At 62.7% G+C, this 20021-nt stretch carries 20 protein-coding genes; 12 read left to right on the plus strand and 8 right to left on the minus strand.

Annotated features, from left to right (window positions below):
- Positions 1-45 precede the first annotated feature (45 nt).
- The 4 genes from pheS (at position 46) to EJ076_RS06335 (ending at position 4613) form a co-directional block, all read left to right on the plus strand.
- Positions 46-1113: a phenylalanine--tRNA ligase subunit alpha gene (pheS, locus tag EJ076_RS06320; RefSeq protein ID WP_126070971.1), complete on the plus strand. Its 1068-nt coding sequence runs from the start codon at positions 46-48 to the stop codon at positions 1111-1113.
- Complete coding sequence (locus tag EJ076_RS06325) at positions 1110-1532, plus strand: GFA family protein (RefSeq protein WP_109666927.1); 423 nt, start codon at positions 1110-1112, stop codon at positions 1530-1532. Before pheS ends, EJ076_RS06325 begins: the two co-directional genes overlap by 4 nt.
- Positions 1529-3937, plus strand: coding sequence for a phenylalanine--tRNA ligase subunit beta (pheT, locus tag EJ076_RS06330; protein ID WP_126067297.1), 2409 nt, complete (start codon positions 1529-1531; stop codon positions 3935-3937). Before EJ076_RS06325 ends, pheT begins: the two co-directional genes overlap by 4 nt.
- Before the next feature lie 73 nt (positions 3938-4010).
- The gene (locus tag EJ076_RS06335; RefSeq protein ID WP_126067298.1) at positions 4011-4613 is read left to right on the plus strand and encodes a nucleotidyltransferase family protein; all 603 of its coding nucleotides are present in this window, start codon (positions 4011-4013) and stop codon (positions 4611-4613) included.
- 195 nt (positions 4614-4808) lie between these two features.
- On the opposite strand, the gene EJ076_RS06340 is transcribed toward EJ076_RS06335, so the two are convergent.
- Positions 4809-5819, minus strand: a complete 1011-nt coding sequence (locus tag EJ076_RS06340; RefSeq protein ID WP_126067299.1) for a hypothetical protein — start codon at positions 5817-5819, stop codon at positions 4809-4811.
- 189 nt (positions 5820-6008) lie between these two features.
- Positions 6009-7004 carry an aldo/keto reductase gene (locus tag EJ076_RS06345; RefSeq protein ID WP_126067300.1) on the minus strand — a complete coding sequence of 332 codons (996 nt, stop codon included), beginning with the start codon at positions 7002-7004 and terminating at the stop codon, positions 6009-6011.
- A gap of 97 nt (positions 7005-7101) precedes the next feature.
- Between EJ076_RS06345 and EJ076_RS06350 the strand changes: the two genes are divergently transcribed.
- The 7 genes from EJ076_RS06350 (at position 7102) to EJ076_RS06380 (ending at position 12657) form a co-directional block, all read left to right on the plus strand.
- Complete coding sequence (locus tag EJ076_RS06350) at positions 7102-7992, plus strand: LysR family transcriptional regulator (protein WP_126067301.1); 891 nt, start codon at positions 7102-7104, stop codon at positions 7990-7992.
- Between the two features lie 57 nt (positions 7993-8049).
- On the plus strand, positions 8050-8622 hold the full coding sequence (locus EJ076_RS06355) for a cytochrome b (RefSeq protein ID WP_126067302.1): 573 nt from the start codon (positions 8050-8052) through the stop codon (positions 8620-8622).
- A gap of 69 nt (positions 8623-8691) precedes the next feature.
- Positions 8692-9267 (plus strand): YceI family protein, encoded by a 576-nt coding sequence (locus EJ076_RS06360; RefSeq protein ID WP_126067303.1) that lies wholly within the window; start codon positions 8692-8694, stop codon positions 9265-9267.
- A gap of 68 nt (positions 9268-9335) precedes the next feature.
- Entirely contained in the window at positions 9336-10322 is a 987-nt protein-coding gene (locus EJ076_RS06365) for a Gfo/Idh/MocA family oxidoreductase (protein WP_126067304.1), read from the plus strand.
- Positions 10323-10361: 39 nt separating this feature from the next.
- Positions 10362-12020 carry an FAD-binding dehydrogenase gene (locus tag EJ076_RS06370; protein WP_126067305.1) on the plus strand — a complete coding sequence of 553 codons (1659 nt, stop codon included), beginning with the start codon at positions 10362-10364 and terminating at the stop codon, positions 12018-12020.
- Between the two features lie 200 nt (positions 12021-12220).
- On the plus strand, positions 12221-12415 hold the full coding sequence (locus EJ076_RS06375; protein WP_109666906.1) for a hypothetical protein: 195 nt from the start codon (positions 12221-12223) through the stop codon (positions 12413-12415).
- A gap of 20 nt (positions 12416-12435) precedes the next feature.
- Entirely contained in the window at positions 12436-12657 is a 222-nt protein-coding gene (locus EJ076_RS06380; RefSeq protein WP_245462964.1) for a hypothetical protein, read from the plus strand.
- Between the two features lie 151 nt (positions 12658-12808).
- On the opposite strand, the gene EJ076_RS06385 is transcribed toward EJ076_RS06380, so the two are convergent.
- Positions 12809-13096: a hypothetical protein gene (locus tag EJ076_RS06385; protein ID WP_126067306.1), complete on the minus strand. Its 288-nt coding sequence runs from the start codon at positions 13094-13096 to the stop codon at positions 12809-12811.
- Between EJ076_RS06385 and dapA the strand changes: the two genes are divergently transcribed.
- The gene (gene dapA / locus EJ076_RS06390) at positions 13095-14045 is read left to right on the plus strand and encodes a 4-hydroxy-tetrahydrodipicolinate synthase (RefSeq protein WP_126067307.1); all 951 of its coding nucleotides are present in this window, start codon (positions 13095-13097) and stop codon (positions 14043-14045) included. The genes EJ076_RS06385 and dapA overlap by 2 nt on opposite strands.
- Here dapA and EJ076_RS06395 read toward each other — a convergent pair.
- The 5 genes from EJ076_RS06395 to EJ076_RS06420 all read right to left on the minus strand — a co-directional run bounded on the left by EJ076_RS06395 (position 14004) and on the right by EJ076_RS06420 (position 20020).
- A complete protein-coding gene (locus EJ076_RS06395; protein WP_126067308.1) occupies positions 14004-14330 on the minus strand; it encodes a hypothetical protein in 327 nt (108 codons plus the stop codon). The genes dapA and EJ076_RS06395 overlap by 42 nt on opposite strands.
- 713 nt (positions 14331-15043) lie before the next feature.
- On the minus strand, positions 15044-15982 hold the full coding sequence (locus tag EJ076_RS06405) for an alpha/beta hydrolase (RefSeq protein WP_126067310.1): 939 nt from the start codon (positions 15980-15982) through the stop codon (positions 15044-15046).
- A gap of 17 nt (positions 15983-15999) precedes the next feature.
- Positions 16000-16782: a carnitinyl-CoA dehydratase gene (locus tag EJ076_RS06410; protein ID WP_126067311.1), complete on the minus strand. Its 783-nt coding sequence runs from the start codon at positions 16780-16782 to the stop codon at positions 16000-16002.
- Positions 16775-18853, minus strand: a complete 2079-nt coding sequence (locus EJ076_RS06415; RefSeq protein WP_126067312.1) for an acetate--CoA ligase family protein — start codon at positions 18851-18853, stop codon at positions 16775-16777. Before EJ076_RS06415 ends, EJ076_RS06410 begins: the two co-directional genes overlap by 8 nt.
- A 3-nt stretch (positions 18854-18856) precedes the next feature.
- Complete coding sequence (locus EJ076_RS06420) at positions 18857-20020, minus strand: acyl-CoA dehydrogenase (protein ID WP_109666889.1); 1164 nt, start codon at positions 20018-20020, stop codon at positions 18857-18859.
- Position 20021 lies beyond the last annotated feature (1 nt).

The raw sequence follows: 20021 nt of genomic DNA on the forward strand, positions 1-20021 counted from the left end.
CCGAAAATCCTGTCGCTCGAAGGCTTCCGATCGGCAAACAACGCTATCGTTACAGCGGGAACGGCCGCCTTTGAGGCAGCCGGTAGCGAAGTCGAGCTTGAGCAAGCTAGGGTGGCATACCTCGGAAAATCCAGCCCGCTAAGGTTTTACCTCGGAGCCTTGGGAGGGGTAGATCCGTCTATCCGACCGGATTTTGCCAAAGTGCCCCAAGAGGCTAGAACCTCTCTCGAGAGCGTTCATCAAGAGATTAAGCGCGCGCTAAGCGACTCTGAATTGCAGACTCGCCTCGCCGCCGAAAAGGTCGATGTGACGCTGCCGCTGCGCCAGTCGCCGGCCGAGCGCGGCCGCATCCATCCGATCAGCCAGGTCATCGATGAGATCGCGGCGATCTTCGGCGATCTCGGCTTCTCCATCGCCGAAGGGCCGGATATCGAGACCGACTACTACAATTTCACCGCGCTGAATTTCCCCGAAGGCCATCCGGCGCGCGAAATGCACGACACCTTCTTCTTCCAGCCGGACGAGAAGGGCGAGCGCAAGCTTTTGCGCACGCACACCTCGCCGGTGCAGATCCGCACCATGGAGACGAAGAAGCCGCCGATCCGCATCGTCATTCCGGGCAAGACCTACCGGCAGGATTCGGACGCCACCCACTCGCCGATGTTCCATCAGGTCGAGGGGCTGGTGATCGACAAGACGGCCAACGTCGCCAACATGAAGTGGGTGCTGGAGGAGTTCTGCAAGGCCTTCTTCGAGGTGCCGCAGGTGAAGATGCGCTTCCGGCCGTCCTTCTTCCCGTTCACCGAACCGAGCCTCGAGGTCGACATCCAGTGCGACCGCTCGCGGCCCGGCGAAGTGCGCTTCGGCGAAGGCTCGGACTGGATGGAGATCCTCGGCTGCGGCATGGTGCACCCCAATGTGCTGCGCCATGGCGGGCTCGATCCGGACGAATATCAGGGCTTTGCCTGGGGCATGGGCATCGATCGCATCGCCATGCTGAAATATGGCATGCCGGACCTGCGCGCCTTCTTCGACGCCGACGTGCGCTGGCTGTCGCATTACGGTTTCAGGCCGCTCGACATGCCGACGCTGTTCGGGGGCCTAAGCGCATGATAGCGCCGCACACCGGCGGCTGCCGCTGCGGCGCCGTGCGGTTCGAGGCCTTGGCCGAACCGCACCATGTCAGCTATTGCCATTGCGGCGATTGCCGGCGGGCCAGCGGCGCGCCGGTCTCGGCCTTTGTCGGCTTCCTGGTCGATCAGGTCGCGTTCACCGGCAAGGCGCTGAAGATGTACGAGAACGGCCCGGTGACGCGCTCGTTTTGCGGTATCTGCGGCTCACCCATCGCCTATGTCGACGAGCGGCTGGAGGACGACATCTACTTCATGCTCGGCGCCATGGACAGGCCGGCCGATTTTGAGCCGACGCTGCATGCCTATGTCAGCGAGCAGCTCCCCTTCCTGCATATGTCCGACGACCTGCCGAGACATCTGAAAACAAGCGTCAAAAGACCAGACGGAACAGTCCCATGAAATTCACCCTCTCCTGGCTCAAGGACCACCTCGAGACCGACGCCTCGCTCAACGAGATCGTCGAGCGGCTGACCTCGATCGGCCTCGAAGTCGAGCATGTCGACGACAAGTCGAGCCTGAAACCCTTCGTCATCGCCAGGGTGCTGACCGCGGTTCAGCACCCCGATGCCGACCGCCTGCGCGTGCTCACCGTCGATACAGGCGACGGCAAGGCGCCCGTGCAGGTGGTGTGCGGTGCACCCAACGCCCGCGCCGGCCTGATCGGCGCCTTTGCCGCGCCCGGCACTTATGTGCCCGGCATCGACGTGACGCTGACGGTCGGCAAGATCAGGGGCGTCGAAAGCCACGGCATGATGTGTTCCGAGCGCGAGCTGGAGCTGTCCGACGAACACAACGGTATCATCGACCTGCCTGAGGATGCGCCTGTTGGCACCAGCTTCGCTGCTTACGCCCACCTCGACGATCCGGTCATCGAGATCAACCTGACGCCGAACCGGCCGGATGCCACCAGCGTCTACGGCATCGCCAGGGATCTGGCGGCGAGCGGGCTTGGCCGCCTCGTCGGCGGTGCCATCATGCCGCATGCCGGCAGCGGCATGTGCCCGGTCAAGGTGACGATCGTGGCGCCGGAACTCTGCCCCGGCTTCGCGCTGCGGCTGGTCAAGGGCGTCAAGAACGGCCCGTCGCCGAAATGGCTGCAGCAGCGGCTGATCGCCATTGGTCTCAGGCCAATCAGCGCGCTGGTCGACATCACCAATTACGTCACCTTCGACCGCGGCCGTCCGCTGCATGTGTTCGACGCCAGCAAGGTTGCCGGCAATCTGACCGTGCGCCGCGCGCGCGATGGCGAAAAGGTACAGGCGCTCGATGGCCGCGAATACACGCTGACGCCGGAGATGTGCGTCATCGCTGACGACAATGGCGTCGAGTCGATCGCCGGCATCATGGGCGGCGAGCATTCGGGCTGCGACGAGAACACGACCGATGTGCTGATCGAATCCGCCCTTTGGGACCCGATCACCACCGCCCGCACCGGCCGCACGCTCGGCATCATCACCGACGCACGCTACCGCTTCGAGCGCGGCGTGGACCCTGAATTCATGGTGCCCGGCGTCGAGCTGGCGACCAAGCTGGTGCTCGATTTCTGCGGCGGCACGCCGACCGAGATCGAAGTGGCCGGCTATGCCGAACACAAGCCGAAGATGGTTGCCTTCCCTATTTCGGAAGTGAAGCGGCTGACCGGCATCGAGGTTCCCAAGGCGGAAAGCTTCGACATCCTGACGCGCCTTGGCTTCAAGCCTGAGGGGTCGGGCGATGTCGTCAACGTCGCCGTGCCGTCCTGGCGCCCCGATGTCGACGGCAAGGCCGACCTGGTCGAGGAGGTGATGCGCATCCACGGCGTCGACAACATCGCACCGCAGCCGCTCGGCGCGCATGACGCGGTCAACGCAAAGATACTCACCACGCTGCAGGTCCGTACCCGCACCGCCAAGCGCGCGCTTGCCGTGCGCGGCATGATGGAGGCCGTCACCTGGTCGTTCATTCCGGCCAAGCACGCTGAACTGTTCGGCGGTGGCCAGACGGCGCTGAAGCTCGCCAATCCGATCGCCGCCGACATGTCCGACATGCGGCCGTCGCTGCTGCCGGGGCTGATCGCCGCTGCCCAGCGCAATGCCGACAAGGGTATTGGCGACGTGGCGCTGTTCGAAGTGTCGGGCACATACGAAGGCGATGGCGCCGACCAGCAGCGGCGCGTGGCCGCCGGTGTGCGCCGCGGCACCGCCAAGCTCGACGGCTCCGGCCGCAACTGGGCCGGCAATTCAGGCCCGGTCGGCGTGTTCGACGCCAAGGCCGACGCCATTGCCGCGCTGGAAGCCTGCGGCGCGCCGGTCGAGCGGCTGCAGATCGAGGCCGGCGGTCCGGCCTGGTATCATCCCGGCCGTTCCGGCACGATCAAGCTCGGCCCGAAAACCGTGCTCGGCACCTTCGGCGAATTCCATCCGAAGACGCTTGAGGGTCTCGATGTTTCCGGGCCGCTGTGCGGCTTCGAAGTCTTCGTCGATGCCGTGCCGGAGCCGAAGGCCAAGCCGACGAAGACCAAGCCCAGGCTCGATCTCTCCGCTTTCCAGGCGGTCAAGCGCGATTTCGCCTTCGTCGTCGACAAGTCGGTCGAGGCCGGCACGCTGGTCCGCGCGGCCCTTGCCGCCGACAAGAAGCTGATCACCGCTGTCTCGGTCTTCGACATCTTCGAAGGCGCTTCGCTGGGCGAGGGCAAAAAATCGATCGCCATCGAAGTGTCGATCCAGCCGGTTGAAAAGACGCTGACCGACGAGGATTTCGAGGTGCTGGCCAAGCGCATCGTCGAGAATGTCGGCAAGCTGACCGGTGGTGTGCTGAGGACGTAGAGCGGCCAACGCCGCTCTACGCATTTGCCTTTTGAGGATTGCCGGGAAGTAGCGAATCGTCCTCCAAAGGGCGATGGACCATCTGCGCTATTCCGGTCTCCCGTTCGAAGCCCAGCGCGAAGCGTTTCTCGCCATCGTGTCGGCGGATCCGCTGGTCGGCGACGCGTTGGCGCGAGCTCGCGCGCTGGCCCTGCCGGACTGGCTGGTGGTTTCCGGCGTGCTCTACAACAGCGTCTGGAATCACCTGACCGGGAAGCCTTCGGGTTACGGCATCAAGGACGTTGATCTCTTCTATTTCGACGACGGTGATCTGTCCTACGAGGCCGAGGACGCGGTGATCCGCCGGGCGGCGAAGCATTTCGAGGGGCTGCAGCTGCCGGTCGAGGTGCGCAACCAGGCGCGGGTGCATCTGTGGTATCCGCGGAAATTCGGCCAGCCGTGCCCGCGCTATTCGAGCGCCAGCGAATCCATCAGCTATTTTGCTTCGAAGACGCATGCGGTCGGGGTGCGCTACGACGCTGGCGGGCAGTTGAAGCTGGTGGCACCGTTCGGGCTCGATGATATCTTTTCATTTCGCATTACGCCGAACCAGGTGATGGATAATCAACGGACTCATGAAACGAAAGGGGAGCGGGCGCGGGAGAACTGGCCGGAGATATCAGTCCTACTGTGGTAGGCCTAAAGGAGGATTGTGGGGCATACTCCAACACTTGCAGTTTCCGGCATCGCTCGGCAATTGAAAAAGATCGCCGAAGCGCCCTTTTGATTACCTGGCAGTGGTCAGTTTCAGCGCATGCCCGCGATCTTCTCCCCCGATAGGATGTTAACGATGGGAGCGACATGGCCTAACTTGGCACAATCGCTACCGAAGTTAGATTCTGTCCCAGATATACGATGACAAGAGACCGGTCCCGATGGAGAAAATTGTGGCAATTATTATGCCATATAGAATCAAATTCTTCCTTTTTTCCTTAGCAACGTTTTTTGCTTTTGAGAATTCGTTGATCGACACGTAACGACCTTTAAGGAAAAATCTAAACGCGCTTATCAGAATAAAAAACAATATTACTCCGATAAAAGTTGCTGCCAAGGGGACGGCCTTTTTAATAGTCATGCCGGTATCTAGCTGATAATTGATTAGTCCATCCAGCTTATTCGAAATCGCGACGATATCGTAGTTTTTATTGCTCTCAAAAACCTTCCTTAAGGTGTCACTTTGTGACGTTTCGCCGTTCAATAGGAAGTTTACGGCGAAAAATGCTGGGAATGCTAGGAATAAATAAACCTCCCTAGTTGCAGCCATTAACCTGTGCCAAAGTTTAGGTCTTTGAAATTTCGAGTCTAGGTAATTCGATATGTGCGAAATTACGTCATCGGCCCAAGTAAAGCTATTACTTTTTATATCAATACTTATTCGTCCGCTAACGGTATTTGGGATCACACCAAATATCTCGTCCCCATCCTCTCGGGCCAAGCTATTTACCACAAATCTTATATCCTGCTTCAGAGGCGGCCCTTCTAATGAAAATTGAATCATGTAGGACAAGTTCAAATAGACGCCAGTTGAATATGCGTTCATCTTGTCATTTGTGCCGAGAAAATATTCTATCGAATCATATTTTCGCCTCGACCCGTCAGAAAAAATCGCGGTGATCTCGGAACTAAGCAGGGTTCCGGAATTCTGCTCCTTAATTCTAAAATCTATTATAGAATATACATCATTAATACTGTCTTTGTCTATGTTATAGTAGTGATCAAAAGATCTACCGACAGTCCTTTTACTTTTAAGAAGATCGTTTAGGAAATTACCGAACTCTTCTTTCGGAATCGAGATAACAACGGCGTCATTCTGAGATGCGATGCTCGGCAGATTTTTTGACATAAGCCCCCTCTTTCCCCTAAGTGCAATAGCATAGACCGGTAGGGGAAATGAAGGGGATAATTATGCTTGGTAGTTTGAATTTTCTAAATCTTAACGAGGCTAGAACCTCGGATTTTTTTTGAATTCCAGCTGCCAACCACGAGATAACCGTACTTGATGAGCTTTTTCTCTTCGTCGGTAGAATAGTTTCTACCCGTTCACCAGCGCCAGCAACTCCTCCGTATAGCGCTTGCCCATAACCTTGTCCGGCGACAGCGCATCGCCAATCGCCGCCACTTCTGCCGCGCTCAGCTCGATCCCAGCCGCCGCCGTGTTCTGCTCCAGATGGCGGATCTTGCGTGCGCCGGGGATCGGCACGATGAAATCGCCCTGGTGCAGCACCCAGGCCAGCGCCAACTGCGCCGAGGTCACGCCCTTTTCAGCCGCCATCTTCTCCAGCGTGGCGATGACAGTGGCATTGGCCGCCATGGCATCGGCCTGGAAGCGCGGCAGGCTGCGGCGCCAGTCATCGTCGCTCAAGGCCTCAGGCTTGGCGATCGTGCCGGTCAGCAGTCCACGGCCGAGCGGGCTGTAGGGAACAAAGCCGATGCCGAGCTCGCGGCAGACAGCGAACACCTCGTTTTCCGGGTCGCGGCTCCACAGCGAATATTCGCTCTGCACGGCCGATATCGGATGCACGGCATGGGCTCGGCGGATGGTCGCGGCACTCGCCTCCGACAGGCCAAGCGCGCGCACCTTGCCCTCGCGAACCAACTCGGCCATGGCGCCGACCGTATCCTCGATCGGCACGTTGGGGTCGACGCGGTGCTGGTAGTAGAGGTCGATGACGTCGGTGCCCAGCCGCTTCAGCGAGGCCTCGGCCACCGCCTTGACGTGCTCGGGGCGGCTGTCGACACCAGCCATGCGGTCGAGGCCTGTACCTTCTTCCAGAATCCTGAAGCCGAATTTTGTCGCGATTGTCACCTTATCACGCACCGATTTCAGCGCCTTGCCGAGCAGGATCTCGTTCTCGTAAGGGCCGTAGACTTCCGCCGTGTCAAAGAAGTTGACGCCGATATCGACGGCGCGGTGCAGCGTGGCGATCGCATCGGCTTCCGCTTGGCCGCCATAGGCGAAGCTCATGCCCATGCAGCCGAGGCCGACCGGGTAGACGTTCAATTCAGTTCCTAGCTTGCGGGTTTGCATCACGCATCTCCTTGTTTGTGGTGCTAAGGAGATAGCGTCTTGCGCTGTGTTCGATAATCGGCTCTCATTTGTACAGGCTGTTCTAAAAGATAGATCAATGAATCGCGCGCATCTTTCCCAACTGGCCGTGCTGGCAACTGTTGCCCAATGCGGCAGCTTTCGCGGCGCCGCCAGGGAATTGGCCATCGCGCCGTCGGCGGTCAGCCATGCGGTGTCCAGCTTGGAAGCCCGGCTTGGTGTTCGCCTCCTGTCGCGCAGCACGCGTAGTGTCGCGCCCACCGAAGAAGGTGCGCAATTGCTGGAGCGGCTGCGGCCGGCGCTGTCGGAGATCGATCTGGCGCTGGAGACGGCGGTCGAGGCGCGCGACCGGCCGGCTGGGAATCTACGGCTGAGCGTGCCACGCACGGCAGCGCATCTGGTGCTGACGCCACGGCTGGGCGCCTTTGCGGCGGCCTATCCCGACATCGTGCTGGAGATCATCATCGAGGACCGCTTCACCGACGTGGTCGAAGGTGGCTTCGATGCTGGTGTCCGGCTTGGCGAGAGCCTTCAGCGCGACATGATCGCGGTGCGGATCGGGCCGGACATTCGTGGCGCGGTGGTCGGCGCGCCGGTCTATTTCGAGGCCAACCCGAAGCCGCGCCACCCGCGCGATCTGGCCGGCCACCGCTGCATCCGCTTTCGCTTCTCCAGTGGCATCCTCTACCGCTGGGAATTCGCGAAGGGCGGCGAGGAAATCGAAATCTCCGCGCAAGGGCCCCTGATCCTCGACGAGGACCATCTGATCGCGCAAGCAGCGGCCGACGGCGCCGGGCTCGCCTTCGTCTTCGAGGACTATGTCCGCGCACCGCTGGCCGACGGCAGGCTGATCCGCGTGCTGGAAGACTGGTGCCCGTCCTTCGACGGGTTCTTCGTCTACTACCCCAGCCGCCGCCAGATGCGGCCGGCGCTCAGGGCCTTCGTCGATTTCTTCAAGGTGAGCGGATAGAGCGGGCTCGCCCTCCCTCTTGTGGAAGAAAACCGGCATCCCGCTCGTTCACCAACGATGCAAACATCGATCACCAACAGCACGACCCGCTACGGCTGGGGCGCGATCCTTCTTCACTGGCTAATAGCGCTGATCTTCATCGGCCAGTTCGGGCTCGGTTTCGTCATGGTGCGGCTGACCAGCCAGCGCACCGCCTTCGAATTGATCCAGCTGCACAAATCCTTCGGTTTTCTGCTGCTCGGTCTGGTGGTGCTGCGCATCGCCTGGCGCCTTGGCAATGTATGGCCGCCACTGCCGCGCTCGGTCGCAGCCCTGGAGCGTCGGGCCGCACCACTGGCCCATTTTGCGCTCTACGCGTTCCAGCTTGCCTTGCCGCTGTCCGGCTGGGCGCTGGTGTCGGTGTCGATGCTGGAGATCCCCAGCCTGCCGTTCAATCTGTTCATCATGCCGAACCTGCCGCTGGCCGAATCGGATGGCGCCGAAAGCTTCTGGGCGGCGGCGCATTGGTATCTCGCCTATGCCGGCATCGCCCTGGTCGCTCTCCATGTCGCGGCGGCACTGCGGCATCATTTCCAGCTCAGGGATAGCGTGCTCACGCGCATGATCACGCCTTCGTCAGATCAGGAATAGAGCGGGCAGTTCATTCGTTCGTGGGGGTGAGGGCGCAGGAAATGCGCTGCCTCCAACAAGGAACACCCCATGTACACGCGCATCCTCGGATTTGCGGCGGTCGCCGCTTGCCTTGCCATGCCTGTCTCAGCGGCCGTCGCGCTTGGTGACGCCGCCGGCAGCTATTCGATCAGCCCGGTCAGCTCCAGCATCCGCTTTTCCATCGGCAAGGTCGGCGGCGGCGGCCTCAATGGCGCGTTCGCCCGCTTCAAGGGCTCGATCCGTATCGACAACAGCGATGTCGGGCGCTCGCAGGTTAATTTCACCATCTTTCCCGAAAGCGTCGGCACCGGCCAAGGCCGCATCGATGCCTTCCTGCGCTCCGACGCGGTGTTCGATGCTGCCAACAGCCCGGAAATCCAGTTCCGCTCGACCAGCGTGACCCGAACCAGCGACACCACGGCCCTTGTCACCGGCCGGCTGACGGCGCGCGGCAAGACGTTCCCTGAAAAATTCACGGCCGAGCTTGGCGGTCTCAAGGCCGGCACGATAAAATTCCATGTCACCGGCAAGGTGCTCAGGTCACGCTACGGCATGGATGTCGGCACGCCGATCTATTCGAACATCGTCGACTTCGACATGACGCTGATGGGCAAACGCGGCTGACCTTGTCATTGGCTTTTCTCCTGTTTTCGGGCAAACCTCATCGCCTGTAATCGCGATGGAGAAGCCTGATGTTCCGATGGGGTGTGTTGTCGACGGCCAAGATCGGCCGCGAGCATTTGTTGCCGGCGATGGTCGAGGCGGAGAACGGCGTGCTGTCGGCGATCGCCAGCCGCGACCTGTCGAAAGCCAAGGCGCTTGCCGAGCGCTTCGGTGCACGCCATGCCTTCGGCTCCTATGAGGAACTGCTTGCCTCCAACGAGGTCGACGGCGTCTACATCCCGCTGCCGACCTCGCAGCATGTCGAATGGACAGCCAAGGCCATCGAAGCCGGCAAGCATGTGCTGGTCGAAAAGCCGCTGGCGCTCGACGCCAAGGACATTCTCCCGCTGATCAAGCTGCGCGATGCCAAAAAGGTGCTGGTCTGCGAAGCCTTCATGGTCATCTACCACCCGCAATGGATCAAGGTGCACGATCTCATCGCCAGTGGTGCCATCGGCCGGCTGCGCCATGTGCAGGGCGCCTTCTCCTATTACAATGTCGATCCCAACAACATGCGCAACCAGCTCGACCTCGGCGGCGGCGCGCTGCCCGACATCGGCGTCTACCCGACCGTGTCGACGCGCTTTTCCACCGGCAAGGAGCCGCTGCGCGTCCAGGCGACGATCGAGCGCGACAAGAAATTCGGCACCGACATCTACTCCTCGATCCGCGCCGATTTCGGCGACTTCGAACTGTCCTTCTACCTGTCGACGCAGATGGCGGCGCGCCAGGTCATGGTGTTCCACGGCGAGAAGGGTTTCATCGAAGTGTTCTCGCCCTTCAACGCAGGGCTCTACGACCACCACCGCGTCGAACTGCACAACCAGAACCACACCGAGGCGCAAGTGTTCCGCTTCCCCGGAACACAGCAGTACCGGCTGGAGGTCGAGACCTTCGCGCGTGCGGCACAGGGCGGCAAGGAGCGTGTTTTCACGCTGGAGGAATCCGTGCTCAACCAGAAAGTCATCGACGCCATCTTCCGCGCCGGTGGCACGGACGGCTGGGAGACCGTCTGAGCCTTACAATAAGATAGCCGGCTAATTCTGGGAGGAAAAATGGCTGACGATGCGGACGTGATCATTGTCGGCGCCGGCCTTGCCGGGCTGGTTGCTGCCGCCGAGCTTGCCGAGGCCGGCAAGAAAATCATCATCGTCGACCAGGAGCCGGAGCAGTCGCTTGGCGGCCAGGCGTTCTGGTCGTTCGGCGGCCTTTTCCTTGTCGATTCGCCCGAGCAGCGGCGCATGCGCATCCGCGATTCGCATGATCTGGCGCTCGAAGACTGGATGGGAACGGCCGCATTCGATCGGCCGGAGGATTTCTGGCCGCGCAAATGGGCGCAGGCCTATGTCGGCTTCGCCGCCGGTGAGAAACGCTCATGGCTCCTGCAGCGCGGCCTGAAATTCTTTCCTGTCGTCGGCTGGGCCGAGCGTGGCGGCGGCAACGCTATCGGCCACGGCAATTCGGTGCCGCGCTTCCACATCACCTGGGGAACCGGCCCCGGCGTGCTCGAACCTTTTGTCCTGCGCGTGCGCGAGGCTCAGAAGCGTGGATTGATCAGCTTCAAATTCCGCCACCGCGTCAATGAATTGACCCGGACGGGCGCTGTTGTAACCGGCGTGCGTGGCGATATCCTGCAGCCGAGCACTGTCGAGCGCGGCCACAAGAGCGCGCGCGAAGTATCAGGCGATTTCGAGCTTCACGCGCAAGCGGTGATCGTCGCCTCCGGCGGCATCGGCGCCAACCATCAACTGGTGCGGGAGAATTGGCCGCAGCGGTTGGGCGTGGCGCCGAAGCGCATGATCACCGGTGTTCCCGACCATGTCGACGGCCGCATGCTGGCGATCACGGAACAGGCCGGCGGCTCGATCATCAACCGCGACCGCATGTGGCACTATGTCGAAGGCATCAAGAACTGGGCGCCGATCTGGACCGACCATGCCATCCGCATCCTGCCCGGTCCGTCATCGCTGTGGCTCGATGCACGCGGCAAGCGCCTGCCGGTGCCGCTCTATCCCGGCTTCGACACGCTCGGCACGCTCAGCCACATCATAAGCACCGGCTTCGACTATTCCTGGTTCATCCTGACCAAAAAGATCATCCAGAAGGAGTTCGCGCTGTCGGGCTCCGAGCAGAACCCCGATCTGACGGGCAAGAGCTGGCGCCAGGTGCTCGGCCGCGCCACATCAGGCATTCCGGGTCCGGTCAAGGCGTTCATGGAGAAGGGCGAGGATTTCATCGTCGAGGCCGACCTGTCGACGCTGGTCGCGCGCATGAACGCGCTGGCCGGTGGCGAGCCGCTGCTCGAGCTGGCTGAGGTCGAGCGCGAGATCCGCGCCCGCGACCGGCAGCTCGACAACCCGTTCTCCAAGGACATGCAGATCACCGCCCTGCGCGGTGCGCGCGCCTATCTCGGCGACCGGCTGATCCGCACGGCCAAGCCGCACAAGATGCTTGACCCGGCAAATGGCCCGCTGATCGCGGTGCGCCTCAACATCCTGACCCGCAAGACATTGGGCGGCCTGCAGACCGATCTCGACAGCCGCGTGCTGGGTGCCGACGGCCAGCCGGTCGCGGGGCTCTATGCCGTCGGCGAAGCCGCCGGTTTCGGCGGCGGCGGCGTGCACGGCTATGCGGCGCTGGAAGGCACCTTCCTCGGCGGCTGCATCTTTTCCGGCCGCAGCGCCGGTCGGGCGGCTGCTGCCTCGGTGGCCTGAAACGGCGCCGTCGCGGTCTGAATTCCGACCTGGGTCCCATATGCGCCCAGGCGATAAACATATGACTTTTTTATATTTTTCAGTTTTGAGCCGCCTCGAATACAAATGCGGATGCTTTTATCTTTCTGGGTGCAGCTGGTCCTGAGCCGCTGCAGGCAGTCATCACCTCGTGGTGACAGTTAGAAAGAAGGAAGTCTCCGATGTTCCTCTCAGACGGGCTCTATCTGCCCACCCATCGTCCGTTGCCGAAGTCGCAGCTCGAACAGGCGCGGCTGGCGGCCAACAGCAATCGCCGCCGGCCGGTCGGCTTGCTCGCGCCATTTACAGCCACGTGGTGGCTGCTGGTCGTCGGCGCCTTGCTGGCCGCCGCCGCGATCGCTGCTCAGCTTTCCTGATAGCAAGGCAGGAGATGACGATGCAAACCTCTCATATTTCCCCTGACGGAGAGACCCTTCACCGCTTCGTCGTCGGACGCGATGGCGAAGGCCACTGGATCGCGCGCGACGAAGAAGGCCAGACTGGCGGCGTTTTCGCCGACAGGAGTTCCGCGGTACGTTTCGCCACGATGGAGAGCGGTCACAGGGTCGGCGCGATACGCTTCGCACCGGCGAGCGTCCGACTTTCCCTGTTCAACTGATCGCGCCCGGTTCCGTCCTCATCGGAACGATCTGGCCATGGACAATTCCAACGCTGCCGACCTGACCGGATTGCTCGATCGTCTCCCGCATGTCGGCAGATTGCTCGAACACCAGCTGTGGGAAGCCGCACGCGGCCTGTCGCTTGACAGATCATCCCGACAAGGCCGCCGGTTTGCCCAGCTGGTCGAGGCCGGCGCCACGCTCGACGCCGTCCTCTTGCTCGTCGCCGTGTCGAAGCCGGAGTGTTCGGTGTCGTCGATCAGCAGGATCGGCGAGCGTTGGCTTTGCAGCCTTCAAGCCACGCCCGCGGAGGCGCCGGCCAGGCCCGACAAATTCGACGCGGATCACACTGATCTGGCTGCCGCGCTGCTGTCGGCCCTGCTTTCCTCGCATCTCGAACAGGCAGCGCATCCAAAAAATCACCCAGGAGAATCCCATGACTCCCGAACAAGCACGACTGCGCCTGACCGGTGCGATGACCGCGCTGGTAACGCCGTTCACCGACGGCGAGGTCGATCTGAAGCAACTGACCACGCTCTTGCGCTGGCAGATCGAACAAGGGATCAACGGGCTGGTCCCGTGCGGCACCACCGGTGAAGCCCCGACCTTGTCGTGGGAGGAGCGCCTCGACATCATCGCGCTCTGCGTGAAAATTGCCGGCGGCAGGGTCCCGATCATCGCCGGCACCGGCACCAACAGCACCGAGACGACGATTGCCTTTTCGACAACCGCCGAAGCTTTCGGCGCCGACGCCGCCCTGATCGTGACGCCTTACTATAACAGGCCGAGCCAGGAAGGCATTTTTCGCCATTTCGAAGCGGTCGCCCGCAAGATCAGCTTGCCGATCATCGTGTACAACGTGCCGGCACGAACCGGCGTCGACCTGTCGCTGGAGACGATCGAGCGCCTGGCGCAGATTCCAACCATCGTCGGCATCAAGGATGCTACGGGCGATGTGAGCCGGCTATCCTCGCTTCCCGCTGTGCTGAGGCGCCGTTTCATCTGTCTGTCCGGCCACGACGCAACGTCGTTCGGCTTCAACACGATGGGCGGGCGTGGAACCATCTCCGTGGTCTCCAACGTCGCGCCGCGACTGTGCGTCGAGATGCATGATGCGTGCCAGCAAGGCGATCACCACACCGCCCGCGCCATCCACCACCGCTTGCGGCCGCTGATCGCGGCGCTCGAACTGGAGAGCAATCCGGTTCCGGTCAAATATGCCTTGAGTCTGGCGCTGGGGCTGAGCCCGGACGTCCGATTGCCGATGACGGCTGTTCGCCCTGAAACCGAAACAGCTATACGGGAGGCGATGCTGGCCCTGAGCGGGAGCCCCGATGTCGCGCAATCAAACGCGGTGCTGGCTACGTCCGCGCCGTGGCGGCTTTGACGGGACGGAAGTCGCTTTGCCGTCAACGGCATAGACCAGTCCAGGCTGGACAATCCATTCGCCGGTCAGCAGCGCCTCGACGTCAAAGCGTCCGCTGCGGTCGCGCGGTGCAACGCCGACAAAATGGTATTGCAGCCCACTCGCATCGACGACCGTCTCGGCGATCGGATGGCCAGCGAGCCGGCCGATGATCGCGCCCTGTTCCCTGAGGTTTGCCAGGACGAAATACTCCGTCGGCATCCTGCGGCTAACCCGGGAGGTCAGCCAGACTGAATGTGATTTCATGTTCGTCTGAAGCCAGTTCGTCGTTCCGGCCGCCAATCAGGCGGCGGCCCGGAACTACATAGTCGCTGGCTGCATAGGAATTCGAGAGCAGGTTTTGGCCTGATTTATAAAGGCCGCATATGCCCCGCCCGATCAGGGATCCTGCCGATGCCGTCGGCGCGGCTCGATACAGTCAGGCGGCGGCCTCGTCGCAGGACCATCAGCGCAGTCCGGTCCGCCGGGTTGTACGTCCGGCCGGGGCGCACAATCAATTGCTGGTCCGCTGACGCAATCGGGACGGCCTGGGCGGTCCGGCCTATCGGGCCTATCGGGCCGATCCGGTCGGGGTGCACAATCAACTGCCGGTCCGCCGACGCAATCGGGGCGCCATGGTCGGTCCGGTCTATCAGGCCGATCCGGTCTGTCGGGACGATCGGGCCTGTCGGGGCGCCACGGCCTGTCCGGCCTCCACGGTCTGTCGGGTCGGTGGTCGCGATCCCGCCAGTGGTGTTCGCGCCAGGGGCGGTCGCGATAATCCTCCGTGTCGACGCATGCGCTAAGCGTCGCGGCGCAAATGATGAGCGCCAACGCGCTTCCGAACCTGGTCATGTCTGCGATTTCCTGCTGTCGGTCAAACCCATGGTGGTCTGCACCGCCAGCATTGCGCCTGCATTACGCCGGCCGGATCCGATCACATCTGTGCAGCCGTCTTACTCGCAGGATGGGAAAATCGTTCACCAAAGCCAGGCGCCCTGCCCAAGGGCGGCCACCGCCTCAGTGATCCGCGTAAAGCTTGCGCGGGCGCGGCCGACCGTGTGCCGGGCCCTGAGATAGCCGTGCACCAATCCCGGCTCCTCGAACCAGGTGGCGTGTCCGCCTGCCGCGACGATCAGGTCGCGATAGGTCTCGCCATCCGACGACAGCGGGTCGCACTGTGCCGTGATCAGCACTGTCGGCGGCAGGTTGGAGAAGTCGGTGTCGGCAAGCGGGGCCAGCGTCGCGTCGCCGCTGCTGTCCTGCCCGCCGGTGCGGATGTGCTTGTAGAATTCGAGATCGCGCATGGTCAGCATCGGCGCTTCGGCGTGCCGGAGATAGGATCCCTTCGACCGATCGCCGCCGAGGCCGGGATAGATCAGCACCTGGCCGATCGGTTTTCGCGGATGGCCACGCATCGCATGGCTGACGGCAGCGGCCAGATTGCCGCCGGCGCTGTCGCCGCAAAGCACGATGGGGTGCGTACGGGTGGCGGCGGCCCATTCGAAGGCGCTCATCACATCGTCGAAGGCGGCCGGATGCAGATGCTCCGGCGCCAACTGGTAGTCGACCGAAACCACCCCATAGCCGGTGCGGGCGCATAGCTCGGCACAGACATCGTCGTGGCTGTCCAAGCCGCCGAGGATGAAGCCGCCGCCATGGAAATACAGCACCGTCGCGGCTGCTTGGCGAGCGCTTCGGTACGTGCGGATCGGAATGTCGTGCGTGGGCGTTGTAATGGCGGAAGTTTCGACCGCAACGCCTTCGGGATAGCCGGCAAAGAATTCGCGGCACATGCGGTCATAGATCTCGCGCTGCTGCGCGATCGTGTAGTCGATCGTGTCGGGTGGATAATAGGAGTTGGTCCGCTCGATGAAGGCCCAGGTTTCGGCGTCGATGAGGATTTTGTAGTCGGTCATGGGCGCTGGTCTGCCGCTCATTTCCCCTTCCACACCGGATCGCGCTTTTCGGCAAAAGCGCGAAAACCTTCCATGCCGTCCTCGGAGCCATAAAGCGCATCGACCGTCGCCAACTGGCGGCGGGTCACCTTGTTCATCGCGTCCTGGAAAGTCAGCGCTTCGGCGACGCGCGCCGTCTCCTTGATCGCGGCAAAGACCAGCGGCGGGCCGCCGGCCAGCAGCCGGGCGATTTCCCAGACGCGCCCCTCGAGCTTTTCCTTGGGCAGCACTTCGTTGACAAGGCCCCAGCGATGCGCCTCGGCGACATCCATCCAGCGGCCGGTGAGTAGCAGGTCCATGGCGACATGGTAGGGGATGCGCTTCGGCAGTTTGATCGTCGCCGCGTCGGCCAGCGTGCCGGCGCGGATTTCGGGCAGCGCGAAGGAGGAATGGTCCGAGGCGTAGATCAGGTCGCAGGACAGCGCCAGTTCGAAGCCGCCGCCAACCGCCATGCCGTTGACGCAGGCGATGACCGGCTTGTTGAGGTCGCGCAGTTCCTGCAGCCCGGCAAAACCGCCGACGCCATAGTCGCCATCGACCGCATCACCGTCTGCAGCCGCCTTCAAATCCCAGCCGGCGCAGAAGAACTTGTCGCCTGATGTCTTGACGATGGCGACACGCAACTCCGGATCGTCGCGGAACGCCTTGAAGGTTTCGCCCATCAGCCGCGAGGTTTTCAGGTCGATGGCGTTGGCCTTTGGCCGGTCGAGCGTGACCTCGAGGATGGTGCCTTCGCGGCGGGTCGAAATGACGTCAGACATTCTTCTTGTCTCCCAGCACCAGCAGTGCGTCGGCGATCCAGGCGCCCTTGCCTTCGCTGCAGACGATCAGCGGGTTGATGTCGAGTTCCTCGATCTCTCCGGCATTCTTCTGCACGAAAGCGGCAATGCCCGAGATGGCATCGATGGCAGCGGCGACATCGGCTTTCGGCCGGCCGCGATAGCCTTCGAGCAGCGGGAACAGTTTCAGGCCGCGCAACGCTGCCTCGATATCGTCGCGCGTTGCCGGCAGCATCAGGGTGACGCTGTCGCGCAACAGCTCGACCAGCACGCCGCCAGTGCCCAAGGTCATCACCGCGCCGAACATCGGGTCCCGGGTGAAGCCAACGATCAGTTCGGCGACACCGTCGCGCACCATGCGTTCGACATAGAGGCCGGTGCCGAGCGGCAACAGGTCATGCGCCGCGGTGCTGACGGACTCCGCATCTTTGAGGTTGAGCCTGACAGCGCCAACCTCGGATTTGTGGGTGACGCCGAGCGCCTTCAGCGCCACCGGGAAGCCGAGCGCCATCGACGAGATCACCGCCTCGACGGCATTGGCGGCCCGTTCGCCTTTGGGCACCGGCAGGCCGGCCTCAATGAGGCGGGATTTCGCCTCGGCCTCATCAGGGGTGACGTGGTCACCGCCAGGCGCACCTGCGGCCGACGTGTCGATCGGCTGCGCCTGCGGTTCAGCCCAAGCCCAGCCGATGAAGGCTGCCGCCCCGGCTGCATCCATCGCTTCGGAAATGCCGAACAACGGCACCATGCCACGCGCCATCAGCCCGGCCGTGTATTCCTCAGGCAGGTTCTCCGGCAGCGAGGAGACGATCGCGCCTTGCGCCCTGTTGGTCTTCAGCGCCGATTCAAAGGCGCGCAGCGTCGCCCACCAGTCGGTGTCCGAGCAGCGGTCGGGTCGCGGGAAGTCGAGCACCAGCATGTTGAGGTCGAAGCCGCCCGACACCATGGCGGTGAAGGTGGCGGTCATCGCCGGCTCGTTGTTCCAGATGAAGGTGTGGTAGTCGAGCGGATTGGCTACCGCGACCAGCGGCCCAAGCGTCGATTTGACATGAGCACGGTGCGTGCCGGTCAGATCAGGGAAATTGACCCAGCGGCCTTCGGCACTGTCGGCCATGACCGAGGCCTCGCCGCCGGAGCAGCTCATCGACGACAGCCTATAGCCGGGCAAAGGTCCGGTGATGTGCAGCAGCTTCAGCGCCTCGATGAAGGCGGGGATGGAATCGACGCGCGCTATGCCGAGCCGCCTCAGGAAGGCGCCCGATGCCGCGTCCGAGCCGGCCAGCGAGGCGGTGTGCGAGACGGTCGCCTGTCTGGCCTGTTCCGAGCGGCCGACCTTCATGGCGATGATCGGCTTCTTAAGTTCGCGGGCTCGTGCCGCCAGCCGTTCGAAGCCGGCTACCGAATCGAAGGCCTCGATGTGCAGGCCGAGCGACGTGACCCGCTCGTCCTCGATCAGGCCGAGCGCCATTTCGGAAAGGCCGGTCTGCGCCTGGTTGCCGGCGGTCATCAGAAAGGCGATCGGCAGGCCGCGCTTCTGCATCGTCATGTTGATGGCGATGTTGGAGGACTGGGTGATGATGGCGACGCCCTTGCCGCCCTCGGCCAGTCTTATGCCGCCATGCTGGTCGGGCCACAGAAGCGCACCGTCGGCATAATTGATCAGGCCATAGCAATTCGGCCCGATGATCGGCATCGAGCCGGCTGCTGCGACCAGCTCGGCCTGTAGCCGCTCGCCGTCGTCGTCATAGGCCTCGGTCTCGAGGAAGCCGGCGGCAAAGCAGACGGCGCCGCCGGCGCCGCGCTCGGCCAGCGCCTTGACCACCTCGATGGTCAAATGCCGGTTGACGCCGACAAAGGCAGCGTCCGGCGCGCCGGGCAGGTCAGCGACCGAACGATAGGCCTTGCGGCCGGCGACCTCGTCCTTGGTCGGATGCACCGGCCAGATCTCGCCGGCAAAGCCCATCTTGATCGATTGCGCGACGACGGCTGCAGCCTGCGCCCCGCCGAAGACGGCAATCGATTTCGGCCGCAGGAGACGCTCAAGTTTATGCATATGTTATGCCCCGAACGGACGCAGCAGCGCCCTTGAAATAATGTGGCGCTGGATCTCTGACGTGCCTTCCCAGATGCGCTCGACGCGCGCGTCGCGCCAGATGCGCTCCAGCGGCAGGTCGTCCATCAGCCCCATGCCGCCATGGACCTGGATTGCCTCATCGGCGACAAAAGCGAGCATTTCAGTGGCCTTCAGCTTGGCCATGGCCATGTCCTGATCGGTGACGGTGCCCTGATCGTACTTCCAGCCGGCTTCGAACACCATCAGGTCGGCGGCCTTCAGTTCGGTCGCCATGTCGGCAAGCTTGAACGACACGCCCTGGAACTTGCCGATCTGCTGGCCGAACTGCTGGCGCTGCGCGGCATATTCGACGGCATGGCCAAGCGCTCGCTCGGCACGGCCGAGGCAGGTGGCGCCGACCTGCAGCCGGGTGGCGCCGAGCCAGGAATTGGCGACGTCGAAACCCTTGTGGACTTCGCCCAACACTTGGGCGGCGGGAAGCCGGCAATCGTCGAATTCAAGGATGGCGTTGGTGTAGCCGCGATGCGAGACATTGCGGTAGCCGTCGCGGACGGTGAAGCCTTTGGTGCCCTTGTCGACGAAGAAGGCGGTGATCTTCTTGCGTTTTCCACGCGCAGACTCTTCCTCGCCCGAGGCCATGAAAACGATGGCGAAGTCGGCGAGGTCGGCGTGGGAGATAAAATGCTTGGTGCCGTTCAGCACCCAGTCGTCGCCATCCTGCACGGCGGTCGCCTTCATGCCGCGCAGGTCGGAGCCGGCGCCCGGCTCGGTCATCGCCAGGCAGTCCCATTTCTCGCCACGGATGCAGGGGAACAGGTATTTCTCGCGCTGCTCCGGCGTACCGGCGAGCAGGATGTTGGAGGGGCGCGCCACGCAGGTCCAGTGCAGCGCATAATTGGCGCGGCCGAGTTCCTTTTCGTAGAGCAGCCAGGTCACCGTATCCAGGCCGGCACCGCCGACATCGGCCGGCATGTTGGCGGCATAGAGCCCGGCCTCGATCGCCTTGGCCTTGATCTCCTCGATCAGGTCGCGGCGCAGCACGCCGGTGCGCTCGACCTCGCGCTCATGCGGGTAAAGCTCGTTCTCGACGAACGCACGCGTCGTCTCGACGATGAGCCTCTGTTCCTCCGACAGCCCGAAATCCATG

The sequence above is a fragment of the Mesorhizobium sp. M7D.F.Ca.US.005.01.1.1 genome (assembly GCF_003952545.1).
In the GTDB taxonomy this organism is placed as follows: Bacteria; Pseudomonadota; Alphaproteobacteria; order Rhizobiales; family Rhizobiaceae; genus Mesorhizobium; species Mesorhizobium loti.

Excerpts from the sequence above, each read along its gene's own strand:
- EJ076_RS06340 (WP_126067299.1), bottom strand. The coding sequence starts at position 5,819 with ATGTCAAAAAATCTGCCGAGCATCGCATCTCAGAATGACGCCGTTGTT.
- EJ076_RS06380 (WP_245462964.1), top strand. The coding sequence starts at position 12,436 with ATGCAAACCTCTCATATTTCCCCTGACGGAGAGACCCTTCACCGCTTC.
- EJ076_RS06395 (WP_126067308.1), bottom strand. The coding sequence starts at position 14,330 with ATGAAATCACATTCAGTCTGGCTGACCTCCCGGGTTAGCCGCAGGATG.
- EJ076_RS06355 (WP_126067302.1), top strand. The coding sequence starts at position 8,050 with ATGCAAACATCGATCACCAACAGCACGACCCGCTACGGCTGGGGCGCG.
- EJ076_RS06345 (WP_126067300.1), bottom strand. The coding sequence starts at position 7,004 with ATGCAAACCCGCAAGCTAGGAACTGAATTGAACGTCTACCCGGTCGGC.
- EJ076_RS06405 (WP_126067310.1), bottom strand. The coding sequence starts at position 15,982 with ATGACCGACTACAAAATCCTCATCGACGCCGAAACCTGGGCCTTCATC.
- EJ076_RS06325 (WP_109666927.1), top strand. The coding sequence starts at position 1,110 with ATGATAGCGCCGCACACCGGCGGCTGCCGCTGCGGCGCCGTGCGGTTC.
- EJ076_RS06420 (WP_109666889.1), bottom strand. The coding sequence starts at position 20,020 with ATGGATTTCGGGCTGTCGGAGGAACAGAGGCTCATCGTCGAGACGACG.
- dapA (WP_126067307.1), top strand. The coding sequence starts at position 13,095 with ATGACTCCCGAACAAGCACGACTGCGCCTGACCGGTGCGATGACCGCG.
- EJ076_RS06370 (WP_126067305.1), top strand. The coding sequence starts at position 10,362 with ATGGCTGACGATGCGGACGTGATCATTGTCGGCGCCGGCCTTGCCGGG.
- EJ076_RS06415 (WP_126067312.1), bottom strand. The coding sequence starts at position 18,853 with ATGCATAAACTTGAGCGTCTCCTGCGGCCGAAATCGATTGCCGTCTTC.
- EJ076_RS06350 (WP_126067301.1), top strand. The coding sequence starts at position 7,102 with ATGAATCGCGCGCATCTTTCCCAACTGGCCGTGCTGGCAACTGTTGCC.
- EJ076_RS06365 (WP_126067304.1), top strand. The coding sequence starts at position 9,336 with ATGTTCCGATGGGGTGTGTTGTCGACGGCCAAGATCGGCCGCGAGCAT.
- EJ076_RS06410 (WP_126067311.1), bottom strand. The coding sequence starts at position 16,782 with ATGTCTGACGTCATTTCGACCCGCCGCGAAGGCACCATCCTCGAGGTC.
- EJ076_RS06360 (WP_126067303.1), top strand. The coding sequence starts at position 8,692 with ATGTACACGCGCATCCTCGGATTTGCGGCGGTCGCCGCTTGCCTTGCC.
- pheT (WP_126067297.1), top strand. The coding sequence starts at position 1,529 with ATGAAATTCACCCTCTCCTGGCTCAAGGACCACCTCGAGACCGACGCC.
- EJ076_RS06335 (WP_126067298.1), top strand. The coding sequence starts at position 4,011 with ATGGACCATCTGCGCTATTCCGGTCTCCCGTTCGAAGCCCAGCGCGAA.
- EJ076_RS06375 (WP_109666906.1), top strand. The coding sequence starts at position 12,221 with ATGTTCCTCTCAGACGGGCTCTATCTGCCCACCCATCGTCCGTTGCCG.
- EJ076_RS06385 (WP_126067306.1), bottom strand. The coding sequence starts at position 13,096 with ATGGGATTCTCCTGGGTGATTTTTTGGATGCGCTGCCTGTTCGAGATG.